Origin of the sequence: Pseudomonas sp. GM79, assembly GCF_000282495.1 — a bacterium.
Taxonomy (GTDB): Bacteria; Pseudomonadota; Gammaproteobacteria; order Pseudomonadales; family Pseudomonadaceae; genus Aquipseudomonas.
In genome coordinates, this window is record NZ_AKJE01000095.1 from 25,486 (window position 1) to 47,127 (window position 21,642).

Consider the following 21,642-nt stretch of genomic DNA (forward strand, 5'->3'; position numbering starts at 1 on the left):
ACTAAAGTGGCGCCTATTGTCACTGGCTGATGCCAATGATCACTCTAGACTTAAATAAGCTACCCGCAGAACAACTTGTCGCGTGCACAGCCACCACAGAGATCGCAGTCGTGGAAAACATCAAGCGTTTCAATAGTTTCGCTGAGTTTTACCCGTATTACCTCAGCGAACATCGCAATAGCACCTGTCGACGATTGCACTTTGTCGGCACCTCTCTGGTTATCTTCATTCTGGCGCTGACCATCGGCAACGGCGCCTGGTGGATGTTGCTGGTCCTGCCGCTGGCCGGTTATAGCTTCGCCTGGGTCGGGCATTTCTACTTCGAGAAGAATCGCCCTGCCACCTTTCAGCATCCCCTTTACAGCCTGCTCGGCGATTTCGTCATGTACCGCGACATGATTCTGGGTCGCGTGCCGTTCTAGGCTCCCTGGGCCACTAAAGCGTCTTGTGTAGCCAATGCAGCGTTGGATCCAAGTCCTACACTCAACACATCCCTTTCGATCAGAACAAGAGGATAGCCGATGAATGCCCATGCCCGTTTTACCCATATGCAGGACGGCACGCAGGAAGACTGGGCGATCATCGCCGCAGATTTCAGCGCCTATGCCCGGCAATTGCCCAAACGGATCGTGGCGCACCTGAAGTTACTGGAGGGGGATTTCGGCGGTTTCCCGGTGGATCGTCTGACCCACTCCCTGCAAACCGCCAGCCGCGCCTGGCGCGATGGTCGCGACGAAGAATACGTGGTCTGCGCCCTGCTCCATGACATCGGCGACACACTGGGCTCCTACAATCACCCGGACATCGCCGCGGCGATCCTCAAGCCGTTCGTCAGCGCCGAGAACCTGTGGATGGTGGAGAAACACGGGATTTTCCAGGGTTATTACTTCTTTCATCACCTGGGCATGGATCGGCATTTGCGTGAGCAATTCAGCGGTCATCCGCAGTATCAGGCGACCATCGAATTTTGCGCCCGGTACGATGCGGCGGCGTTTGATCCGGCGTACGACACGTTGCCGCTGAGCTTCTTCGAACCGATGGTGGAGCGGCTGTTTGCGCAGCCCAAGAATTCAATTTACAAGGCGGCGATGGAAGAGCATTCGCCGGCCTGATGAATGTCGGGGACCGCTGCGCGGTCCATTCGCGAGCAAGCCCGCTCCCACATTGGATCGTCGGTGGTCACAAATATTGTGCTCACCGACGATCCAATGTGGGAGCGGGCTTGCTCGCGAAGAGGCCCTCCCAGACACTCCATTTCTCGCAGGTTATACCGGCTCTGCGACTTTAATGGCCTTCAACTCGGCCTCCCGCGCCTGGGCATCGGCCAACCGATACAGCTCGATCGAGCCATCCCAATGCTCGATCAGTGCCGTGCACGACTCCACCCAATCCCCGCAATTGAGGTAATCCACCTCGCCAACCTTGCGAATCTCGGCATGGTGAATGTGCCCGCACACCACGCCGTGCAACTCGCGTTTGACGCATTCGTGGGCGATGGCTTCTTCAAAATCGCTGATGAAGCTGACGGCTGTCTTGACCTTGTGCTTGAGGTACGCCGACAGCGACCAGTAGCCGTAGCCATAACGGGCACGCCAATGGTTGAGCCAGCGGTTGAGTGTAAGGGTGAATTCGTAGGCCGAGTCGCCGAGAAACGCCAGCCAGCGATGGTAGCGGGTGATCACGTCGAACTGGTCGCCGTGAATCACCAGCAGATGACGGCCATCGGCGGTCACGTGCACGGCTTCGTCCACCAGCTGGATATTGCCCAGCATCAGCTTCGAATAACGGCGCAGGAATTCGTCATGGTTGCCGGTGACGTAGATCACTTCCGTGCCACGCTTGCTCATGGTCAGCAGGCGACGAATCACATTGGTATGCGCTTGCGGCCAATACATGCCGCTGCGCAGTTTCCAGCCGTCGATGATGTCGCCGACCAGGTAGATCTTGTCCGCGTGGTAGCCCTTGAGAAATTGCGACAGGTGTTCGGCCTGGCAGTCCCGGGTGCCCAAATGCACATCGGAAATCCACAAGGTCCGCACACGTTGCTTACGGCTGGGTTTGGCGAGCTCGGCGCTGGTCATGGGCAACCCTCAGGACAAGTTTTGGCAAGCTTGCGCCGGTCGAGTGAATTGCCCATGACAGTGGCAAGTCAATCTTGTGACAGCGCGAGTCGGGTCGTCCCCGGTGTAGACTGGCGACCTGCACAGGAGACCTGCGATGAGACCGATCCTCACGCTACGCCAGTACACCCACGACCTGATCGTCCACAGCCACGACCACGCGCAACTGGTGTTCGGGCTGTCGGGCGCGCTGGACTTCGAGGTCGAAGGGCATGGCAGTCAGGTGGTGCAACAGAGTTTCGTGGTGGTGCCGTCGGGGGCGCATCATGCCTGCGACAGCGCCCATGGCAGTCGTTGCCTGGTGCTGGATGTGCCGAGCGACCAGTGGGTTTCGCAGTCCCTTGGCGATCACGCCGAAGCCAGCCGCCGCTTGCTCGACAATGCCGGGCGCCTGTCGCTGGACGCCGGGCAAAGCCAACTGGTGAGTTGGCTGGCAGGCAGTCAGATCAGTGATCCGCTGATCGCCCAGCAAGGCGCGGTGCTGTTGCTGGCCAGCCTGAACAACACCAAACCCGACAGCGTGGGCGGTCGGCGCCTGCCCTATGCGGCGCTGAATGCACACATCGATCAATACGCGGCCTATCCACTGCAAGTCGCCGATCTGGCGCGCATTGCCGGCCTGTCCAGCGCTCGGCTGCATGCGCGGTTCGTGGCGGAATGCGGGCAAACGCCGATGGACTACATTCGCAGTCGTCGGCTGCACATCGCTGTCGGCTTGTTGCGCGATTCAGCGCTGCCCATTGGCGAGATTGCCTGTCGGGTCGGCTACAGCTCGCAGAGTGCATTCGCCGCGGCAGTGTTGCGTGAGTTCGGTGCCTCACCCGGTAAATTGCGCCGCGAGGCTGGCGACAAATGACGCGAGTCTGGCGACAGACATAACCAAGCGTTACGCGATTAAATGTAGCAGCTGGCGAAGCCTGCGTTCGAGCGCGAAGCGGTCGCAATCGGGACAATGTGGTGTGCCTGACACTCCGCGTGCACTGGTTTTACGACCGCTTCGCGCTCGAACGCAGGCTTCGCCAGCTGCTACAGGAGGCTGCGATCTTTTCGGGATCGACGAAGATCAAGATCAAAAGATCGCAGCCTTCGCCAGCTCCTACAGGGGCCGATGGTGTTGTCGGCCGGATTCGATTCGTTTATCAAGGATTGCAATGACTCCCCGTACCGCCCTTGGCGCTCTGCATATCGGTGCACTGATGTTCGGCCTGACCGGCGTATTCGGCAAACTCGCCGCCGCTTCGCCGGCCATCATCGTGTTCGGCCGTGCCGCGTTTGCTGTCCTCGCCCTGGCGTTTTTCGCACGGTTCGCAAGCGGTACCCGTTGGCAGAAACTCGACGCCGTGGACCTGCGTCGACTGCTGCTCAGTGGCTTGCTGCTGACCGGGCACTGGGTGAGTTTCTTCATCGCGGTGAAGGTGGCCGGGGTGGCGATCGCGACCCTGGGATTTGCCAGTTTCCCGGCGTTTACCGTGGTCCTCGAAGGGTTGATCTTCCGCGAGCGCATCCGCGCCAACGAAATCCTGCTGGTGGTGCTGGTCAGTATTGGATTGGTGCTGGTCACGCCGGATTTCGATCTGGCCAGCGGCGCCACCTCTGGCCTGATGTGGGCGGTGGCTTCCGGCTTGTTGTTCGCCCTGCTGTCCCTGACCAACCGCGCCAGCTCCGGACGAATTCCGCCGGTGCAGGCTGCTCTGTGTCAGAACGTGGTGGTTGCGATCTGCCTGCTGCCAGTGGCGGTGCCGCAGTTAAGCGAAGTGCGCGCCATCGACTGGCTGTGGATCGGCCTGCTCGGGGTGTTCTGCACCGGCGTCGCCCACAGCCTGTTCGTCGCCAGCCTGGCGGTGATCAAAGCCCGGACCGCGTCAGTGGTGTTTGCTCTGGAGCCGGTTTACGGCATCACCCTGGCCTGGCTGCTGTTCGATGAAAACCCGACGCTGCGCATGCTGATCGGCGGCGCGCTGATCATCGTGGCCATCGTGGTCTCGAGCCGGTTGTCCGGCAGTTCAAGCAAGAGCGCCGTGGCGGCGCAAGCCCCGTCTCACTGAGTGCGGTCGTTGTGGCCCAGGTCGCGATCCGGATCGATCTGATCGCGGACCCGCTGCTTGAGCACCTTGGCCTCGGGAAAACCACCGTCGGCCTTGCGCTCCCAGAGCTGCACATCGTCACAGAAAATGTGAAAAACCCCGCCAGTGCCGGGCACCAGAGACACTTTGCCCAGGTCATCGCCGAAGGTACTGAGCAGTTCCTGGGCCAGCCAGGCAGCGCGCAACAGCCATTGGCATTGCGTGCAATAGGTGATGACGATTTCCGGTTTACGTGCGGTCATGATTGGCAAAACTCCTGGGCCTGGGGGCGTCGCCATGATAAACCGCATAACCGAAAAGATCGCAGCCTCGTTGCACTCGACAGCTCCTACAGGGATATGTGTACATCTGTAGGAGCTGTCGAGTGCAACGAGGCTGCGATCTTTTGATCTTCAGCGAATACCGGCCAACAGAGTCCGGGCCGTTTCCTTGAGCGGTTCGTCACCTTCCTTGAGCAACTCGTTAAGCAGCTCGATGGCGCTGTCCAGATCGCCGTCGTCGATGCAGGTCTGGGCCTGTTCGAGTTTGCCCGCGCTGCTCGGGCCGGCCGGTTCAAGATCCATCAACTCAGCATTCAGCGGCTCAAGCTCCAGCAGCTGGCCAGGGTCGCTGAATTCGTTGAGTAAGGTCTCGTCCAGAGATTGAGCGTCCGGTTCGGCGATCCATTCAAGCTCGGGCTCGTCCAGCGTCGGCTCCTCGGGCATTTCGAAAACATCGGGCAATACATGCAGATTCGAGGTGAACCCGGGATCGTTTACCTGCGCTGACTCATTCGACGGTTTAGCGCTGGATGATGAGTTTTCGAAGGGGCTGATCAGGTCCCAATTCGAATCCATCGACAGGTCATCGAGGTTCAACTGGAACTCATCGCTCGGTGCCGCTTCAGGGACAGCAGGCATGGGCGGCGCCACAGCCACGGCGGCGACCACCGGTGCGGCGCTGATCAGTTTCGGATAGCGGGCGCGGATGTCCTGAAGTTGCTGTGCATCGAACCCGGCGTCTCGCAGGCTGCTTTCCTGCGCGTCATACGCTTGCAAGTCGCCCTGTTTACCGAGGACTTCCAACAGCTGCACGGCCAGATCGGTGCGCTGGGGTTCCCTGACCAACGCGTCTCGCAACAAACCGGCCGCCTCGGACAAACGGCCATACGCCAGATAGATACCCACCCCTTCCAGCACGTCGCCTGCGGGAGTCTCTTCGACCGATCCGGCTAGCGGTTGCGGCCGGGGCGCAGGACTGGCCGGTTCTGTTGCGCGACTGAGCACCGGTTCATGACGCGACGGCGGTACGGGTAACGGCTCGGGCTGGACCTGAGCCTGAACCTGCTGTCGTTGACGGCGAAGGAATACGCCGAGCAATACCAGCGCCACCACTGCCAGCAACCCGATGATCAACAGCCACGGAGTCGGTTCAGACTCCTCTACTGCAACGGGCACCGGCGCCGGCACTGCGGGCACTGCGGGCACTGCGGGCACGACCGGCTCTGCCGATGCCTGTTTGACTTCCGCCAGTTGGGTTTGCAGCTCGATCAGCTGTTTTTTCTGGCCGGAAATATGCTCATCCTGTCCCTGAAGCTTCGCATTCAACTCATTGATGGTCGTTTGCAGTTGCTGGTTCTGCAGCACGCTGGCGGCCAGCTGTTCGGCAACAGCATCATTCGCGGGCGCGGCAGCTGGTTTATCGACATCAGGCTTGGGCACCGCCGCCTTCGCAGCAGGTGGCGGTGCTACCGCCGGCTCAACCGACGGGAACGAGGAAGACTGAGGGCGCGGCGCGGGGTCATCGTTGACGGGAACAATGCCCGGTGCCCCTGGCGGATCGATCAGCACTGTGTACTCGCGCAGCAAACGCCCATTGGGCTGATTGAGCTGCACCAGAAAATTCAGGAAGGGTTCATTGACCGGTTTGCTGGAGGTTACCCGGATCAGGCTGCGGTTGCCCCGCAGGATCGGTGTGAACTTCAGGTCGTTGAGGAAGAACACCCGCTCAACACCGGCGCGGCTGAACTCGTCCGCCGTCGCCAGGCTGACCGACAGCTCGCCCTCCGCCAGGCCGCCAGCGTCCACCAAAGCAATGTCGGCATTGAACGGCTGATTCAACGCCGAATGCTGGGTGATCTCACCCAACCCGAGCGCAGGGGCCAATGCCGAGTAAGTGACAGCACCACCGACCAGCAGCAGCCTGGTGCAACACCGCAATACAACGTGCCAACTCTCGAGCATGAGCATCCCTTAAATAACCTGAACCAACCTGTACGTATTCGCACATCCGGTACGAACACGATATTGCCTAGTAGTTCTTTATAGTCTGCCCAACGGGGTATCTCAAAAGTCCGACGCGTGGTTATGCCTCAAGATTTTTCCAGGTTACCCAGGATGTGCCCGTGGACTCGCATGCAGACTTTCAAATCCGCCTCATCAACGCCTTCGAACAGTTCGTGGCGCAATTGAGTGGCAATGGTTTCAATTTGTTCGATCAAGGGCCGGGCCGGGGCACAGAGGACGATTTTTTTTGCCCGACGGTCTTCCAGCACGGATTGGCGTTGCACCAGGCCCTGACTTTCCAGGCTGTCGAGCAGTCGGGCCAGAGTGGGCCCTTCGACGCCAACGCTTTGCGCCAGTTCGCGTTGGGTGGGGGCAGTCTCGAAACGTGCCAAATGCAGCAGCACCAGCCAGCGCGCCTGGGACAGACCCAGGCCAGCCAATCGGCGGTCCAGTTCGGCACGCCAGCCCCGAGACATCTGGGCCAGTTGCATGCCAAAGCGGTGTTGATCGGTTAACGGCATAAAACACTCATGGTTAGACTGAAAATAGAGAAAAGCTAATTATTAGTCAGCTAAGCATGACCTTTGGCTATAGGCAAGGCTTGCTCCTGTACTGAATCGTTACATCTATGCCGCAGGTCATTCAGACTTCGAATTCCGACTGCAGGGCGGCACGAACGCAATACAAAACGCCTTCCGGAACTCTTCCCGCGAACAGCGCGGCAATCTCTGATACCGATGGCAACTCGCCCTCGCCGTCGAGGAAAGCGTCCTGAACTTCGCCCATCAACTCTTCAGGCAGGTCCAGCGCCTGTTCCAGTGACAGCTGCTGTTTGCCGATGGCCTCGGCAAGCATTGTGTAAACGTTCTTTTCCGAGCATTGCAGCTGACCGGCGATCTGCAGCGGTGTCATGCCGGCCCGGGCCAGCGTGATCAGTTCGTGACGCACATCGGCCACCACTTTCGGCGCCTCGACCTGGCCGCCGAGCACTTCGAGGAAGGCCTCGCCGTAACGTTCCAGTTTGCGCGCGCCGACACCGCTGACCGTGGCCATTTGCGCCAGAGAACTTGGCTGGCTGCGGAGCATTTCCAGCAGCGTCGAGTCGGGGAAGATGACGTACGGCGGCACGCCATGCTCTTCGGCCAGTTTGCGACGCAGGGCACGCAAGGCTTCCCACTGTTCGCGTTCTTCGCCGCGAACCAGTTGGCTGGCCTGGCTCTTGCTGCTTTTGGCGGTGGTTTGCGGCTTGAGGTCGCGGCGCAGTTCCAGGGTCACTTCGCCCTTGAGCAATGGCCGGCAGGTATCGCTCAGGCGCAGGCCGCCGTAGCCTTCGAGGTCGATGTCCGCCAGGCCACGGGCAACAAGTTGTCGGAACAAGGAGCGCCATTCGCTCTCCCCCATCGCTTTGCCTACGCCGTATACCGACAAATGCTGATGACCGAAGCTGCGGACCTTTTCGTTGTCCTTGCCCAGTAGCACATCGACCAGATGACCGACGCCATAACGCTGACCGGTGCGGTAGATCGCCGACAGCGCCTGACGGGCCGGCTCGGTGGCGTCCCAGGTTTGCACGCCGTCGACGCAGTTGTCGCAGTGGCCGCAGGGCTCGGGCATGTCTTCGTCGAAGTACGCGAGCAGGGTCTGGCGGCGGCAGCGGGTTTCTTCGCAGAGCGAGAGCATGGCGTCGAGCTTATGCTGCTCCAGACGCTTGTGGCGCTCGTCGCCTTCGGAGTTTTGCAGCATTTGCTTGAGCATCACTACGTCTTGCAGGCCGTACGCCATCCAGGCATCCGCCGGCAGGCCATCACGACCGCCGCGACCGGTTTCCTGGTAATAGGCCTCAAGGGACTTCGGCAAATCCAGGTGCGCGACAAAACGTACGTTGGGCTTGTCGATGCCCATGCCGAACGCCACGGTGGCGACCATGATCAGGCCTTCCTCGTTGAGAAAGCGCTTTTGGTGGTGGGCCCGCGTGTCGTTGGGCAGACCGGCGTGGTACGGCAGCGCCGGGAAACCTTGCTCACTGAGGAACACCGCTACTTCATCAACCTTTTTGCGCGACAGGCAGTAAACGATACCGGCATCGCTGCGCCGCTCGGCGAGGAACGCCAGCAACTGTTTGCGCGGCTGTTCCTTGGGCACGATGCGATAGAAAATATTGGGCCGGTCGAAACTCGAGAGGAAACGCTCGGCATCCTGCAAATGCAGACGATCGACGATTTCTTCCCGGGTGCGCTTGTCGGCCGTCGCGGTCAGGGCAATGCGCGGGACGTTGGGGAACAATTCCGCCAACTGGCCCAGTTGCAGGTATTCCCGACGGAAATCGTGGCCCCATTGGGACACACAGTGCGCTTCGTCGATGGCGAACAGAGCGATTTCAAGGCTTTGCAGGAAAGCCAGCATGCGCGGCTGAACCAGGCGTTCGGGCGCCAGGTAGAGCATTTTCACCTCGCCGCGCTTGATCCGCGCCGCCAGATCACGCTGCTGCTCAGCGCTCAGCGTGGAGTTCAACGACGCCGCGGCGACGCCCAGCTCTTCGAGGGTGGCGACCTGATCGTCCATCAGTGCGATCAGCGGTGACACCACCACGGCCAGGCCCTCGCGCAGCAGTGCCGGCACCTGGAAGCACAAGGACTTGCCGCCACCGGTAGGCATCAGCACCAAGGCGTCGCCGCCACTGGCCACGCGCTCAATGATTGCACCCTGACGGCCACGGAAACTGTCGTAGCCGAAGATGTCCTTGAGGACGCGTTGAGCCTGTTCGAGCATAAAAACTCCAAAAATCACCGAAACATCCCTGCAAGGCTGGTTCAGAATCATGAAAGCTGCACCGACAAATCGTAAGTGCGCATTGCATGACGCTGCATATCTCAGCCGTGACGCCAGCAGGGCATCACAAAACGCGCGAGTATACCCGAGCCCTACCCTGCAAAGGGCGCCGCTGATAAGACACACGAAAGCCAATGCAACGCAGACCTTGTGGGAGCGGGCTTGCTCGCGAAGGCGGTGTGTCAGTCGACATTAATGCTGCCTGACACACCGCCTTCGCGAGCAAGCCCGCTCCCACAGGGTTTCATTGTCCCGACCACAGATTCCCTCACAAGGCTGCAAATATGCCGCGCGGCTGGCCCAAGCGCTCAAGAAGGCCTAGAATTCCCGCATCGTATATTCCCCAAGGTAGCCCTTTAATGTCCTTCGCTGAGCAACTAACCCGCCTGCAAGTCTTCCTCGACGCCGACGAGCTGCATGACGAGGCGCTGGACTACGTGGCCGCCCACGGCTACCTCACCGCGCTGTCGATCTGTTCCGAGAGCGTTCCCGACCGTGAATGGATCGACGCGCTCTTCGCCGAAGAGCCGCATTACGCCGACGACACCGAGCGTGAAGCGATCGAATCCACCCTGCTGCTGCTCAAGGCGCACATCGCTCGCCAACTGGCGTCCGACGAAGAGTTCGAGCTGCCGTGCGACCTCGACCTGGGCGACGACCCGGACGACTCCGACCTGCGCGGCTGGTGCATCGGCTTCATGGAAGGCGTGTTCCTGCGCGAAGCGGCCTGGTTCGAAACCGCCGAAGACGAAGTCAGCGAAATGCTGCTGCCGATCATGGTCGGTTCGGGTCTGTTCGACGAACAGCCTGAATTCTCCGACATCGCGGCCGACGCCAACCTGATGGACGACATGATCGTGCAGATCCCGGAAGCCCTGACCGCGCTGTACCTGCTGTGCAACGCGCCAGACGAAAAACCGGCGATTCTCAAGCCACGTCACCACTAAGGTTTTGCCTATGGACAACCCCATAGGCAACCGCCCCCTGATGTTGCGCTACGTGCTGCTGGCCATCGGCTGGCTGAGCGTAGCGTTGGGGGTGATCGGGATTTTCCTGCCGGTGCTGCCCACCACACCGTTCCTGTTGCTGGCGGCCGCCTGTTTCGCCCGCAGCTCGCCGCGTTTCTATCAGTGGCTGGTGGAACATCCACGGCTTGGGCCGTGGGTCCGCGACTACCTGAGCGGCAATGGCATTCCCCTAAAGGGCAAGGTCTACGCCATCGGTTTGATGTGGGCGAGCATCCTGCTTTCCTGCTACCTGGTGCCCCTGCCTTGGGCGCGCGGGTTCATGCTGACCAGTGCAGTGCTGGTGACGGTTTATATCCTCAAGCAGAAAACCCTGCATAAACCCTGATCCTTCTGCAATGAAGGACTTCTGTGGCGAGGGGCTTCTGTGGCGAGGGAGCTTGCTCCCGCTGGGTTGCGAAGCGACCCCAAACCCTGCGACCTAATTTTTCCTGACACATCGCATGAGCTAGTTTTACGACTGCTGCGCAGCCGAGCGGGAGCAAGCTCCCTCGCCACAGTAAGCAAACTGCTGACGTCCTTTCGTCCGACGACCTGCCCTACCCCGCCCAAATCAACGCCTAGACTTCAGACATCTGCACTCGAGCAGCCAGACATGTCCCGCAGTCCGCGTAGCCCAGGATGGTCAACGCTCCGACTTCGGTTCGGCGGATGGCTGCTGCTGATGAGTTTTCTGCTGCTCGGGTTGGGCAGTGTCTGGGCCGACCGGGATTTTGCGCAGATTCTGCAAACGGCTGAAAAACGCTACGGCCCCCTTGGCCCGGCTCGGGGGCGGATCGAGGCCTGGAGTCAATTGCTGCAAAGCGAATTGAACCAGCCTGAGCGCGAACAACTGAACGTGGTTAATCGCTTCTTCAATCAACAACTGAATTTTCAGGATGACATGCACATTTGGCGTCAGACTGATTACTGGGCCACGCCGGTGGAATCCTTGATCAAAGCCGCTGGTGACTGTGAAGACTACGCCCTGGCGAAATATTTCAGCCTTCGTCACCTCGGAATTCCCAGCGAGAAACTGCGCATCACCTACGTCAAGGCCCTGAAGCAGAATCAGGCGCACATGGTGTTGACCTTCTACAGCAGCCCCACAGCCGATCCGCTGGTGCTGGATAACCTGATCGGCGAGATCCGCCCCGCGTCCCAACGCAAAGACCTGCTGCCGGTGTATGCCTTCAACGCCGAAGGCCTGTACTTGCCGGGAGCCCATGGCGGCAAACGCAGCAGCGACTCGAAAAAACTGTCGCGCTGGCAAGACGTGCTGCAAAAGATGCAAATCGAAGGGTTCGCCGTGGGCGAAGGCTAGCCGCTACAGCAAGGAGCGTTTTATGTCACTGCGCAAACAGTTGTTCCTGGCCATTTGCCTGTTCTTGCTGGTGGCGTTCAGCGGCAGTTTTTTTGTCAGCCTGGAGAGCTCCCGTGAGCAGGTGCTTAGCCAGTTACGCTCCCATGCCCAGGACGCCGCTACGGCGCTGGGCCTGTCATTGACGGCACAGATCGACGACCCGGCGATGATCGAATTGATGGTCAGCTCGATTTTCGACAGTGGTTATTTCAGCAGCATCCGGGTCATCGACATCGAAAATGAACAGGTGCTGGTGGAGCGCAGCGCACCCGCGCAGATAGAAGGCGTTCCGCAGTGGTTTGTGAGCGTGGTCAATCTGCGCCCGCAAGGTGGTGACGCACTGATCACCCGTGGCTGGCAGCAGGCGGCGCGAGTCGAAGTGTTGAGCAATCCGCAATTCGCCTTGGCCAAACTCTGGGACAGCAGCCTCGGCAGCCTGATCTGGCTACTGATTTGCGGACTGCTCAGCGCCGTGTTCGGTGGCTGGTTGTTGCGCCGGCAACTGCGCCCGCTCGACAACATGGTCAAACAGGCAGAAGCCATCAGCAAACGCGAATTCCGCAGTTTGCCGAAACTGCCGCGCACACCGGAGCTCAAACGCGTGGTGCTGGCCATGAACCAGATGGTCGAAAAGCTCAAAGCGCTGTTCGCCGAGGAGGCCGCGCGCAGTGAAAATCTGCGAGCCGAATCTTATCAGGACGCCCTGACGGGCTTGGCGAACCGGCGCTTGCTGGATGAACAATTGGCTGACCAATTACTGGTTTCCGAGCAAAGCCGCGACGGTCATTTGCTGATGCTGCGGATCAATGACCTGATCGGCCTCAACCAACGCTTGGGCGGCCAGCGCACCGATGCCCTGATCAGTGCCGTCGGCGAATTGCTCAAGCGCCTGACGCAACCGCCGGAGCGTCGAACCTGGCTCGGGGCGCGCAATCGCGGCGGCGAATTCAGCTTGTTGACCCCAGGCCTGGACAATAAGGACGCAGCGCGGCTGGCCTCCGAAATCAGCGCCACCCTGGAAAACCTGCGTCTTACCGGCGCCAGCGACTGTATGCCGGTGGCGCACCTGGGCGTGGTCGCCTATCACCCCGGCGAACCGGCGAGTGAGGTGCTGCTACGCCTCGATCAGGCGCTGACCCAGGCCCGGCAACATCCCGAGCGCCCCTGGGTATACCAGGCCCACGCCGATACCGCGCCGAACCATTCCCAACACGATTGGCGCAGCTGGATCGACGAGGCACTGACCGAGGGCAAGATGCAGTTGTATTTCCAACCGGTGGTGCAGTGCGCCGACACCAGCCAGGTGCTGCACCACAAAGTCCTCGCTCGCCTGCTCGATCCGCAGGGCGAGGCGATTGTCGCCGGGCATTTCCTGCCGTGGATCGAACGCCTTGGCTGGTCGGCGCGATTCGATCTGGCGATGCTCGAAACAACCCTCGAATACCTGGCCGCCAACCGTTGGCCCCTTGCGCTGAGTCTGTCCGGCAGTACCCTGCGCGATCAGGCGCAGCTGCAACATATCCTCGACCTGCTCGAATCACTGCCAGAACTCGCGCCGCTGCTGATCCTGGAAATCGACGAACGCCAACTGCCGCCCCCCGAAGAACTGCAACGCCTGAGCCACAGCCTGCTCAACACCGGTTACCGCATCGGGTTGCAGCATTTCGGCGGCAGCTTCAGCCAGATCGGCAACCTGACGCAACTGGGGCTGGCTTACCTGAAAATTGACGGAGCCTATATTCGGGGTATCGATGAACAGACTGACAAGCGCCTGTTCATCGAGGCGATTTTCCGGGCGACCAACAGCATTGATTTGCCGTTGATTGCCGAGATGGTGGAAACGCAGGGCGAATTGGAGGTAATTCGGGAGCTGGGTTTGTTTGGGGTGATGGGAAGATTGATTGGACCGCCGGAGCCGATGTGAGTCAGCCGCGAGCTGGCTCGCACAGGTCAGGGCCGGCGATCCTCAACCCGAACCTGACTCTTGCTCCAATCGGTCAGCAGGCTGTAAGCCACGGCCAGTAATGTCGGGCCGATGAACAAGCCGATAAATCCAAACGCAATCAACCCGCCAAATACCCCGAGCAGCACAATCACCAATGGCAAATTCCCGCCCCGGCTGATCAGGTACGGCTTAAGTACGTTGTCGACACCGCTGATAATGAATGTCCCCCAACAGCCAAGGAACACCGCCATCCCGTACTCCCCTTTCCAAGCCAACCACGCCGTGGCTGGAATCCACACCAACGGCGGCCCCATCGGAATCAGGCTGAGCAGGAAGGTCACGATCCCCAGCACCAACGCCCCGGGTACACCGGCAATCAGGAAGCCGATCAACGCCAGAATAGCCTGAGCCGCCGCGGTGCCGATCACCCCATTGACCACTCGCTGCACGGTACCCGCCACCAGTTCGATGTAATAGCCGGCACGGTCACCGATCAGCCGCTCCAGCAGCCCATGAACAAACACCGCCAACCGTGGCCCGTCGCGGTAGAAAAAAAACACGAACACAATACTCAGCGTCAGCTCGAGAATTCCGCCGCCAATCTGCGCACTGCGCGCCAGCAACCAGTTACCGACCTGCCCCAGATAAGGCTTGATCGCCAGCATCATCGCCGCGCCTTGCTGATCGATGCTGTTCCAGATCCCCACCAACCGAGCGCCGACCAAGGGAATATCGCCCAGCCAGGTCGGCGCCTCAGGCAGTCCATCGACCTGTAAATCCTTGATGAGCGCCGTGGCATCGCGCACATGATCCGCCAGATTGAACCCCAGCCACACCAGCGGCGCCGCCACCAGCACCATCCAGCCGAGTGTCAGTACCAGCGCCGCCAGGGATTCACGGCCATTGAGCCAACGGGTCAACAAACGCATCAGCGGCCAACTGGCAAACGCCAGCACCGCGCCCCAGAACAGCGCCGACCAGAACGGCGCCATCACCCAAAAGCTCGCGCCAAACAGCACCAGGAGCAGAATTTGCACCAACAGCCGATCGTTATTGGGCATGTAAAGTCTCGAAAAAGTCAGTCAGCAAAGAGTAGGCGAACGCGCAGAACGCGCTCGCCCCATGAAGCTTATCGCAACAGTTCGAAGTGCAAGCCAGAGCCTTCGACGCTGCCGGTTTCCATCCGTGCCGCCCGTACGCCCTGGCCGATCAGCGCCTGACGCCAGGTTTCGGCATTGGGCCCCGAAACATTAACGCGCAGTGTGGTGTCCAGGTTCAGGCCTCGGGAAATCAGACGCAGCCAGGTTTCGTCCGGGTCGCCGCCGAGTTTGGGGAAATCGAGTTTTCCAGTGCTTTTTAGCTGTCGCAGCAAGGTCGCGGAAGTGGGCACCAAATCGCCCAATGGTGCAGCAGCGTCGAACTGCTCGACGTGCAGATAGGCTTTGCGATTGCCGCGAGTGATGCTGTAAAGCGCCACCAGTGTGTTGTCTTGAGGGGCCGCCAGACGCAGCAACAAATAAGCCTGCTGATTATCGGCGCCATACAGCTTGGCGTTGCCGAAGACTTCATTGGCCCACAGGCTGCTTTCGCCACAATCCCGGGCCTGGCACCAGAATAGCAACTCGGCGCCCTGTTTCTGCAAGGCTTCGCGAGCGGTGGTGAAGGCATCGGTCGAGGAATGCTCCGGTGGCAACTCGTAAGTCACCGAGGTGGTTTGACCCCGGGCGGTGACTTGGCCGTCAAAGCGCAGCTGGCCACTGATCTTGCGGATCGAACCCAGCGGGTAGATCCGCTCAAGCTCGACAGCCGGGCGATAGTCGACGATCTGCGCATCGGCCATACGCGGCACGATCGGCAAGTCCTGACTGCCAGGAATATCAGCGGCAAATAACAGAGGACTGAAACAACACAGCGCCAGAAGACTGAGAGAACGCATGGATAGACTCATCGAATCAGCATGGCCTGGGCGCCCTTGATGACACTGTCGTCATCGATGCGCTCGGGCACCAGTAGACCGCGTTGTACCGCAGGGCGTGCGTCCATGGTCGCCATCCAGCGCTGCAAGGCTGACAAGCCATCCACCGCGACACCGGACCATTCATGGCCACGGACCCACGGATAAGTGGCAATGTCGGCAATGCTGTATTCGCCCGCCAGAAACTCTACGGCTTGCAGACGCGTGTCCAGCACCTCATACAAGCGCCGGGTTTCGTGTTGATAACGGTCGATGGCGCCCTGGAGTTTTTCCGGAAAATAGCGGAAAAACACATTGGCCTGGCCCTGCATCGGACCGATTCCGCCCATCTGGAACATGAGCCACTGCAACACCACCGAGCGCCCCTTGGGGTCCTGGGGCAGCAGTTTGCCGGTCATCTCGGCGAGGTAAATCAGGATCGCACCGGACTCGAACACGGCGAAATCGCCATTGGCGCGGTCGACAATCGCCGGAATCCGCCCATTGGGATTGATCTTGAGAAAGTCCGGGGACTTCTGTTCCTTTTTGTCGAAACTCAAGGCATGCACCGTGTAGGGCAGGCCGAGTTCCTCGAGCACGATAGAGACCTTGTGGCCATTCGGGGTCGCAGCGGTGTACAGATCTATCATGGTTGTCTCCCATTTCAACCCGCCCAGCCTCGACAGTTGCCCGACGCAAGTCAAGGAATGGCGAAGAACCGATTGAAACAGTCTGCGACAAGGTCGGCACCGGGTTCGTCATTCAGGTGCAAATGGTGGCCGCCAGGCAACTGTTCCCGGCTAAAGGGTAGACGCTCCAGCAACTCGGGATGTTTGGCGAGCATGCCGTCAGCCGCAACCACCAGGTGTGCAGGACAACTGACGCGCTGGACGAAGGCCATCGCCTGTTCCGTGGTCAGACGCAGCGGCGATGGCAAGGTCAGGCGGTTGTCGGTGCGCCAGGTATAACCACCCGGCACCGGCATCAAGCCGCGCTGGGCCAGCAGTTCGGCGGCTTCGCGACTGACCGCCACCAAGCCTTTCATTCGTGCTTCGATGGCGCGATCGAGGGTGTTGTAGACCGGCTTGCGTTTTTCCCGCAGATCCAGCTGCGCTTGCAGGGCCATGCCCATGCGTTCGGCGGCATTTTCGCCTTTGTCTGTAGGAGGAATGATGCCGTCGATCAAGGCCAGATGCGTGACCCGCTCCGGCAACGACCCGGCCAGCACCAGCGAGACGATCGCCCCCAGGGAATGTCCCAGCAGCGCAAAACGTTTCCACCCCAATTGTTCGGCCACTTGCAGCACGTCGTGCGCGTAGTCCCACAGCGCGTAACCGGCGCCGTTCGGTCGATGCCCCGAGTGACCATGCCCGGCCATGTCCAGCGCAATGATGCGCAAGCCTTTGAGCTTGGGCGCCAGCCGGGCAAAGCTGTTGGCGTTGTCCAGCCAGCCGTGCAAGGCGATCACCGGCAAGCCGTCCTCGGGACCGAACAGGTGCGCCGCCAACTCGATATGCGGCAGGCTCAGGCGAACTTCTTCGACGACGCTGTTCATGCACAATCCTGTTGGCTGCGACCGTCCCAGCGACTGAACAGATTCTTCAGCAGCGTGGCCGTGTCTTGTGGGCGTTCGAGGGGAAACATATGGCCGCCGGGCATGGTCAAGGACTCACCCAAGGGCATGCGCCCGACGGAACGGGCGTGATGACGCATCACCACGCGGCTCTTGTGCCCGCGAACCACCGCCAGCGGCACTTTCAACTGCCGTGCACGGCCGGGGCTGGTGTGGGGCACGCCGCGGTAGATGCTGATTTCCGTGGCCGGGTCGAAACGCAGGCGCAGCTTGCCGCCGACATTGTGCAAACCATGTTGAAGATAGGCGTCGAAGCATTCCGGATCAAAGCCACGAAACAGGGTTTTACCGGCGAAATACAGGCGGGCCGCGTCCAGATCGGCGAACTCTTCCCGTCGTCCCAATGTGCGGCCGGCCGGGGTCAGGCGATCGATGAAACCGAAGCGCTTGGCGGCGCGGATTACCCATTGATCGGCACGGGTCAGCACCGGCGAATCGAGCATCACCACGCCGCGATACAGCTCAGGGCAACGCAACGCGGCGTGCAAATGCAGGACGCCGCCAAAGGAATGGCCGACGCCCCAGACCGGCTCCGGTTGCTGCTTGAGGTGATGAATCAGCTCATCCACCAGGTTGTTCCAGTTGTCGTCCGCCGGAAAACGCGGGTCATGGGCGTGCTGCTCCAGATGCGTCACTTGATACTCGGGCGCCAGCGCTGCGAACAACTTGCCGTAGGTCCCCGAAGGAAAGCCATTGGCGTGGGCGAAAAATATCTGTTGCGACATTCCGGCAGATCCATGTGCAAAAAAACAGAGGTTGATTGTCCGTAAGACCGTGTCCTACAGCAATGACCGTAACTGACAGGAATGATGACAGCGTCGTTTCATCGATGAAAAACAATCCGGGCATTCGTCGAACACCTCACTTACCTGTTATTTCTGACAGTTGACACGTCGGGAGCAACCGCGAGTAACTGTGTCCGACTCGAAGCTGTTCCAGGAGGCTGCTTCCATGCATACAAGAACCCCGACAGTTTCCGTGAAGGATCCGCGAGGGCTCAATGTCGCCACTGTGTCGTACTACCGTGACACACCCGGTGAGACAGCAGAGCCTCGAATTTACCGTCAATCCTATAACGCCGCAGGTCGCCCGACGATCAGCCGTGACCCTCGCCTGTTCAAGCTGCTTGAGACCGAGCCGGACGCCCGGCCAAACCTGATGACAGTTTTCAGCCTCACGGGTGCGCCTCTCTACAGTGACAGCGTGGATGCGGGAAGCCGGCTGACCCTGTCCGGTGTAGCCGGGCAAAACCTCATCGGCTGGGACAGTCTGCTCACTCAGGTTCGAACCGAATACGACCTGTTGCTGCGCCCGGTCAAAACCGTCGAGCAGGCTCAAGGCACACCCGCAAGAAACCGTTCGTTTTACACCTATGGTGACAACACCCCAGAATTTGCTTCGCACAATCAATGCGGTCAGTTGATCCGTCATGACGACAGTGCGGGCACGATGCACTTCAATGATTTCGCGCTGACGGGCGGAGTCAGTTCCCAGACCCGGCATTTTCTCACGGCGTTGGACGAGCCGGACTGGCCCGCTGACGAAGCCCAAAGAGACCTGTTGCATGAAGCCGGTGACGGCGCGGTCACCCGCACTGGCTATAACGCCTTGGGGGATACAGTCAGCCAGGAAGATGCACAGGGCAACGTCCAGTTCTCGGATCTGAACGTCGCCGGCCAACTCGGCCAGATTCGCCTGAAACTCTCAGGACAAACCCATGACACATTGCTGCTGAGCGACATTCGATACAACGCTTTCGCCAACATCGTGCGCCAGACCGCCGGCAATGGCGTGATCAGCGAAAATCGATACGACCCGCAGGACGGTCGACTGCTGGAAATCAGCGCCGGGCTTGCTGGTCAACCACTGCTGCAACATCTGCTGTACCGCTATGATCCGGTCGGCAATATCCTCAGCATCAACGACATGGCCCAGCGCATCCGCTTTTTTCGTAACCAGAAGATCGAACCGGTCAGCACGTTCACCTATAACAGTTTGTATCAGCTGATAGAGGCCACCGGCTGGCAGCGGATCAACACCCAAAACGGCCCGCAGGAGCCTGTCTTTGCGTCGCCACCGGATCCTGGGCAACTGGAAAACTACCGCCAGACGTACACCTACGATCCCGGTGGCAATCTCACGACACTGGTTCACAGTGCTGCCAGCCACAGCTGGACACAGCAGATGGCGATTTCGAAATACAGCAATCGGGGGCTGGCGCAAAGGGCTGACGGCGGGCTGCCCGGCGAGGATGAAATTACCGCCGGATTTGATGCCAATGGCAATAAAAGACAGTTGCAGCCAGGCCAGGATCTGAGCTGGAGCCTGAACAACCGTCTGCGCCGTGTTGATCAGGTGGTGCGCGAGAACGCACCGGACGACAGCGAACTGTATGTTTACGACGACGCCGGTCAGCGTAGGCGGAAAATTCGCCTCGTCCACAGTGGCTCCTCAACACGAACGCACGAGACACGGTATTTGCCGGACCTGGAAATACGCCAGGCACCGAGAGAAACATTGCACGTTATTTCGGTGCAGGCCGGACGCTGCGCCGTCCAGGTTCTGCACTGGACCTCCGGTGGCCCCGGCGCCGATCAGTATCGTTACAGCCTGAGCAATCATTTGGGCTCCAATACATTGGAACTCGGACAACACGCCGAGCTGATCAGCGAGGAAAACTACTCCCCCTATGGCGGCACTTCATGGTGGGCCGGCCCGGACAAGGTGCAGGCCAGCTACAAGACCCGGCGATACTCAGGCCAGGAACGTGATGCCACCGGACTGTACTACTACGGACAACGATACTACGCCCACTGGTGGGGGCGCTGGCTCAACGCCGACCCGGCAGGCACTGCCGATGGCTTGAATCTGTTTGCCATGGTGCACGGCAATCCGGTCAGGTTTGTCGATCTGCAAGGGCTGGCGGGGATCGACACCGTCAAGGCGGTGGGTGCGACGGCGGCGCGAGAACTTCCCAGCGCCTTGATTGCCGCCGCCGTGCAATATGCCGTGACGGCGTTCCTGTCGCCCATGAGCGTGGGAGTGACAATTGCTGGCGCTACAGCGGGTGCAATCACGGGCGGCATCAGCGGTTATGCGAGCGCCAACTGGGCCCAATCTGCAGTCTCCGTCGATGATCCTGACAGTTGGTGGCCTCTGCTTGCGAAAGTCGGCGGTGCCGCTTTGGGCGCAGCGCTGGGGGCGGCACCTTCCTTGCTCGGAATCCTCGATCCAAAAGGTAATACGGCAGCCGTCACTCAAATCGGCAGCACTTTCGGTACAGCGTTTCGCGAACTGAGCTCCCAATATCTTGCCCATGCCGGCTCGAGCAACCCCTCCGTCGGCCGCGCAGACTTCGTAACCGGACTTGCCAGCATGGGCACCGTGGGGGTCGTTGGAGGTGCCATGGGCTTTGGTGGCTCGGTGCTGTTCGGGGCCGAGCCTTCGGGTAAAGCCCTGCAGTCCATCCTTGCGGGCTCTACGGCGACGGCGGCCGGTGCGGCCGGCGCTTCCGGTGTAAGGGGACTGCGGGGCACGCCAACCAAACCGTCCAAAGGCGGTGGGCCTACATTCGACCCATCAAAAGCTGTCGTCGGATACAGCAGTCGGCATTTCTTTTCCTCACTCGGACAAATAGCCAATCTGGCCGTCGCGCAGATACCGGGATACAGCGGATTGGACCTAAACACTCAAGCTGCGGTGAGTCGGGCGATCAGTAGCGCCATCGGCGACTTGCGTTCGACCTTCGTGACCACCGCAACACCTGGCTTGATTGCAGAACTGGGGCAAACGTCCTGGGATCTGGAAAAGAACACGGTCGGCACCGGCATCACCCGAGAGGGCGTGCCGACTTCAAGCAATGCGGCCTATGACCCGGCAGCCACCGAATTCCTCTACATGACTAGCGAGACGACGCGCAGGCAACGTAGCTACTCACGTTCCAATCTGTCCCATCAGATGACACACATGTGAACGCAGCGGCTGTATCGCTATCAACGAGAAGGCGGTTGTTCCCCCAACGGAACAACCGCCATGGTCAGCCGCGACACACAACTGGCCTTCCCTTCATCACTGCTCAACCGAATATCCCAGACATGGGTAGTGCGACCGATGTGAATCGCCTTGGCCACCGCCGTCACTCGCCCACTGCGCAGGCCGCGTAAATGGTTGGCGTTGATTTCCAGGCCCACGCAATAAAACTTGCTGGCGTCGATGCACAGGTAACTGGCCATCGAGCCGACGGTTTCGGCCAACACCACCGAGGCGCCGCCGTGCAGCAAACCAAATGGCTGATGCGTGCGATGGTCGATGACCATACTGGCAGTCAGGGACTCATCATCGAAGGCTTCAAAGCGAATATCCAGCACTTCGCTGATGGTATTTTTCCCGATTGCGTTCAACTGCTCGACGTTGGGAATGGTGCGCCACAGACTCATCGTTACGTTC

20 protein-coding genes are annotated in these 21,642 nt (G+C 60.1%); 9 read left to right on the forward strand and 11 right to left on the reverse strand.

Annotated elements, in window-relative coordinates; genetic code table 11:
• Nucleotides 1–110 precede the first annotated feature (110 nt).
• Both PMI36_RS05260 and PMI36_RS05255 read left to right on the forward strand, forming a co-directional pair.
• Entirely contained in the window at nucleotides 111–422 is a 312-nt protein-coding gene (locus PMI36_RS05260; RefSeq protein ID WP_008074911.1) for a DUF962 domain-containing protein, read from the forward strand.
• A 99-nt stretch (nucleotides 423–521) separates the two neighbouring features.
• Nucleotides 522–1,112: an HD domain-containing protein gene (locus PMI36_RS05255; protein ID WP_008074914.1), complete on the forward strand. Its 591-nt coding sequence runs from the start codon at nucleotides 522–524 to the stop codon at nucleotides 1,110–1,112.
• 153 nt (nucleotides 1,113–1,265) lie between these two features.
• Here PMI36_RS05255 and PMI36_RS05250 read toward each other — a convergent pair whose 3' ends face one another.
• Nucleotides 1,266–2,081 carry a UDP-2,3-diacylglucosamine diphosphatase gene (locus PMI36_RS05250; protein WP_008074916.1) on the reverse strand — a complete coding sequence of 272 codons (816 nt, stop codon included), beginning with the start codon at nucleotides 2,079–2,081 and terminating at the stop codon, nucleotides 1,266–1,268.
• A gap of 136 nt (nucleotides 2,082–2,217) precedes the next feature.
• On the opposite strand from PMI36_RS05250, the gene PMI36_RS05245 reads away from it, so the two are divergent.
• Together PMI36_RS05245 and PMI36_RS05240 are read left to right on the forward strand one after the other, a co-directional pair.
• Nucleotides 2,218–2,976, forward strand: a complete 759-nt coding sequence (locus tag PMI36_RS05245) for a helix-turn-helix transcriptional regulator (protein WP_008074917.1) — start codon at nucleotides 2,218–2,220, stop codon at nucleotides 2,974–2,976.
• A 295-nt stretch (nucleotides 2,977–3,271) separates the two neighbouring features.
• Nucleotides 3,272–4,165 carry a DMT family transporter gene (locus tag PMI36_RS05240; RefSeq protein ID WP_008074919.1) on the forward strand — a complete coding sequence of 298 codons (894 nt, stop codon included), beginning with the start codon at nucleotides 3,272–3,274 and terminating at the stop codon, nucleotides 4,163–4,165.
• Here the strand turns inward: PMI36_RS05240 and PMI36_RS05235 are convergent.
• From PMI36_RS05235 to recQ, 4 genes are all read right to left on the reverse strand, one after another.
• A complete protein-coding gene (locus tag PMI36_RS05235) occupies nucleotides 4,159–4,446 on the reverse strand; it encodes a SelT/SelW/SelH family protein (protein WP_007895010.1) in 288 nt (95 codons plus the stop codon). The genes PMI36_RS05240 and PMI36_RS05235 overlap by 7 nt on opposite strands.
• A gap of 150 nt (nucleotides 4,447–4,596) precedes the next feature.
• Nucleotides 4,597–6,426 (reverse strand): FimV/HubP family polar landmark protein, encoded by a 1,830-nt coding sequence (locus tag PMI36_RS05230; protein ID WP_008074922.1) that lies wholly within the window; start codon nucleotides 6,424–6,426, stop codon nucleotides 4,597–4,599.
• A 128-nt stretch (nucleotides 6,427–6,554) separates the two neighbouring features.
• Nucleotides 6,555–6,989: a MarR family transcriptional regulator gene (locus PMI36_RS05225; protein ID WP_008074924.1), complete on the reverse strand. Its 435-nt coding sequence runs from the start codon at nucleotides 6,987–6,989 to the stop codon at nucleotides 6,555–6,557.
• A 121-nt stretch (nucleotides 6,990–7,110) separates the two neighbouring features.
• Entirely contained in the window at nucleotides 7,111–9,237 is a 2,127-nt protein-coding gene (recQ, locus tag PMI36_RS05220; RefSeq protein WP_008074927.1) for a DNA helicase RecQ, read from the reverse strand.
• 419 nt (nucleotides 9,238–9,656) lie between these two features.
• Between recQ and PMI36_RS05215 the strand changes: the two genes are divergently transcribed.
• The 4 genes from PMI36_RS05215 (at nucleotide 9,657) to lapD (ending at nucleotide 13,588) form a co-directional block, all read left to right on the forward strand.
• Nucleotides 9,657–10,244 (forward strand): UPF0149 family protein, encoded by a 588-nt coding sequence (locus tag PMI36_RS05215; RefSeq protein WP_007895005.1) that lies wholly within the window; start codon nucleotides 9,657–9,659, stop codon nucleotides 10,242–10,244.
• Nucleotides 10,245–10,254: 10 nt separating this feature from the next.
• Nucleotides 10,255–10,650: a YbaN family protein gene (locus PMI36_RS05210; protein WP_008074929.1), complete on the forward strand. Its 396-nt coding sequence runs from the start codon at nucleotides 10,255–10,257 to the stop codon at nucleotides 10,648–10,650.
• Between the two features lie 267 nt (nucleotides 10,651–10,917).
• Nucleotides 10,918–11,625: a cysteine protease LapG gene (lapG, locus tag PMI36_RS05205; protein ID WP_008074931.1), complete on the forward strand. Its 708-nt coding sequence runs from the start codon at nucleotides 10,918–10,920 to the stop codon at nucleotides 11,623–11,625.
• A gap of 22 nt (nucleotides 11,626–11,647) precedes the next feature.
• A complete protein-coding gene (gene lapD / locus PMI36_RS05200; RefSeq protein ID WP_008074932.1) occupies nucleotides 11,648–13,588 on the forward strand; it encodes a cyclic di-GMP receptor LapD in 1,941 nt (646 codons plus the stop codon).
• 26 nt (nucleotides 13,589–13,614) lie between these two features.
• On the opposite strand, the gene PMI36_RS05195 is transcribed toward lapD, so the two are convergent.
• The 5 genes from PMI36_RS05195 to PMI36_RS05175 all read right to left on the reverse strand — a co-directional run bounded on the left by PMI36_RS05195 (nucleotide 13,615) and on the right by PMI36_RS05175 (nucleotide 17,921).
• Entirely contained in the window at nucleotides 13,615–14,670 is a 1,056-nt protein-coding gene (locus PMI36_RS05195; protein WP_008074934.1) for an AI-2E family transporter, read from the reverse strand.
• 68 nt (nucleotides 14,671–14,738) lie between these two features.
• On the reverse strand, nucleotides 14,739–15,545 hold the full coding sequence (locus tag PMI36_RS05190; RefSeq protein ID WP_008074935.1) for a DUF4892 domain-containing protein: 807 nt from the start codon (nucleotides 15,543–15,545) through the stop codon (nucleotides 14,739–14,741).
• Between the two features lie 8 nt (nucleotides 15,546–15,553).
• On the reverse strand, nucleotides 15,554–16,213 hold the full coding sequence (locus PMI36_RS05185; protein ID WP_008074937.1) for a glutathione S-transferase family protein: 660 nt from the start codon (nucleotides 16,211–16,213) through the stop codon (nucleotides 15,554–15,556).
• Between the two features lie 50 nt (nucleotides 16,214–16,263).
• Nucleotides 16,264–17,118, reverse strand: coding sequence for an alpha/beta hydrolase (locus tag PMI36_RS05180; RefSeq protein WP_008010968.1), 855 nt, complete (start codon nucleotides 17,116–17,118; stop codon nucleotides 16,264–16,266).
• On the reverse strand, nucleotides 17,115–17,921 hold the full coding sequence (locus tag PMI36_RS05175) for an alpha/beta fold hydrolase (RefSeq protein ID WP_008074938.1): 807 nt from the start codon (nucleotides 17,919–17,921) through the stop codon (nucleotides 17,115–17,117). Before PMI36_RS05175 ends, PMI36_RS05180 begins: the two co-directional genes overlap by 4 nt.
• Before the next feature lie 226 nt (nucleotides 17,922–18,147).
• Between PMI36_RS05175 and PMI36_RS05170 the strand changes: the two genes are divergently transcribed.
• A complete protein-coding gene (locus tag PMI36_RS05170) occupies nucleotides 18,148–21,168 on the forward strand; it encodes an RHS repeat-associated core domain-containing protein (RefSeq protein ID WP_008074940.1) in 3,021 nt (1,006 codons plus the stop codon).
• A gap of 20 nt (nucleotides 21,169–21,188) precedes the next feature.
• On the opposite strand, the gene PMI36_RS05165 is transcribed toward PMI36_RS05170, so the two are convergent.
• Nucleotides 21,189–21,632, reverse strand: coding sequence for a hotdog fold thioesterase (locus PMI36_RS05165; protein ID WP_008074942.1), 444 nt, complete (start codon nucleotides 21,630–21,632; stop codon nucleotides 21,189–21,191).
• Nucleotides 21,633–21,642: the final 10 nt, after the last annotated feature.

What these genes read in the sequence shown, in the direction of transcription:
- PMI36_RS05255 (WP_008074914.1), top strand. Translation starts at nt 522, where the DNA reads ATGAATGCCCATGCCCGTTTTACCCATATGCAGGACGGCACGCAGGAA.
- PMI36_RS05250 (WP_008074916.1), bottom strand. Translation starts at nt 2,081, where the DNA reads ATGACCAGCGCCGAGCTCGCCAAACCCAGCCGTAAGCAACGTGTGCGG.
- PMI36_RS05245 (WP_008074917.1), top strand. Translation starts at nt 2,218, where the DNA reads ATGAGACCGATCCTCACGCTACGCCAGTACACCCACGACCTGATCGTC.
- PMI36_RS05240 (WP_008074919.1), top strand. Translation starts at nt 3,272, where the DNA reads ATGACTCCCCGTACCGCCCTTGGCGCTCTGCATATCGGTGCACTGATG.
- PMI36_RS05235 (WP_007895010.1), bottom strand. Translation starts at nt 4,446, where the DNA reads ATGACCGCACGTAAACCGGAAATCGTCATCACCTATTGCACGCAATGC.
- PMI36_RS05230 (WP_008074922.1), bottom strand. Translation starts at nt 6,426, where the DNA reads ATGCTCGAGAGTTGGCACGTTGTATTGCGGTGTTGCACCAGGCTGCTG.
- PMI36_RS05225 (WP_008074924.1), bottom strand. Translation starts at nt 6,989, where the DNA reads ATGCCGTTAACCGATCAACACCGCTTTGGCATGCAACTGGCCCAGATG.
- recQ (WP_008074927.1), bottom strand. Translation starts at nt 9,237, where the DNA reads ATGCTCGAACAGGCTCAACGCGTCCTCAAGGACATCTTCGGCTACGAC.
- PMI36_RS05215 (WP_007895005.1), top strand. Translation starts at nt 9,657, where the DNA reads ATGTCCTTCGCTGAGCAACTAACCCGCCTGCAAGTCTTCCTCGACGCC.
- PMI36_RS05210 (WP_008074929.1), top strand. Translation starts at nt 10,255, where the DNA reads ATGGACAACCCCATAGGCAACCGCCCCCTGATGTTGCGCTACGTGCTG.
- lapG (WP_008074931.1), top strand. Translation starts at nt 10,918, where the DNA reads ATGTCCCGCAGTCCGCGTAGCCCAGGATGGTCAACGCTCCGACTTCGG.
- lapD (WP_008074932.1), top strand. Translation starts at nt 11,648, where the DNA reads ATGTCACTGCGCAAACAGTTGTTCCTGGCCATTTGCCTGTTCTTGCTG.
- PMI36_RS05195 (WP_008074934.1), bottom strand. Translation starts at nt 14,670, where the DNA reads ATGCCCAATAACGATCGGCTGTTGGTGCAAATTCTGCTCCTGGTGCTG.
- PMI36_RS05190 (WP_008074935.1), bottom strand. Translation starts at nt 15,545, where the DNA reads ATGCGTTCTCTCAGTCTTCTGGCGCTGTGTTGTTTCAGTCCTCTGTTA.
- PMI36_RS05185 (WP_008074937.1), bottom strand. Translation starts at nt 16,213, where the DNA reads ATGATAGATCTGTACACCGCTGCGACCCCGAATGGCCACAAGGTCTCT.
- PMI36_RS05180 (WP_008010968.1), bottom strand. Translation starts at nt 17,118, where the DNA reads ATGAACAGCGTCGTCGAAGAAGTTCGCCTGAGCCTGCCGCATATCGAG.
- PMI36_RS05175 (WP_008074938.1), bottom strand. Translation starts at nt 17,921, where the DNA reads ATGTCGCAACAGATATTTTTCGCCCACGCCAATGGCTTTCCTTCGGGG.
- PMI36_RS05170 (WP_008074940.1), top strand. Translation starts at nt 18,148, where the DNA reads ATGCATACAAGAACCCCGACAGTTTCCGTGAAGGATCCGCGAGGGCTC.
- PMI36_RS05165 (WP_008074942.1), bottom strand. Translation starts at nt 21,632, where the DNA reads ATGAGTCTGTGGCGCACCATTCCCAACGTCGAGCAGTTGAACGCAATC.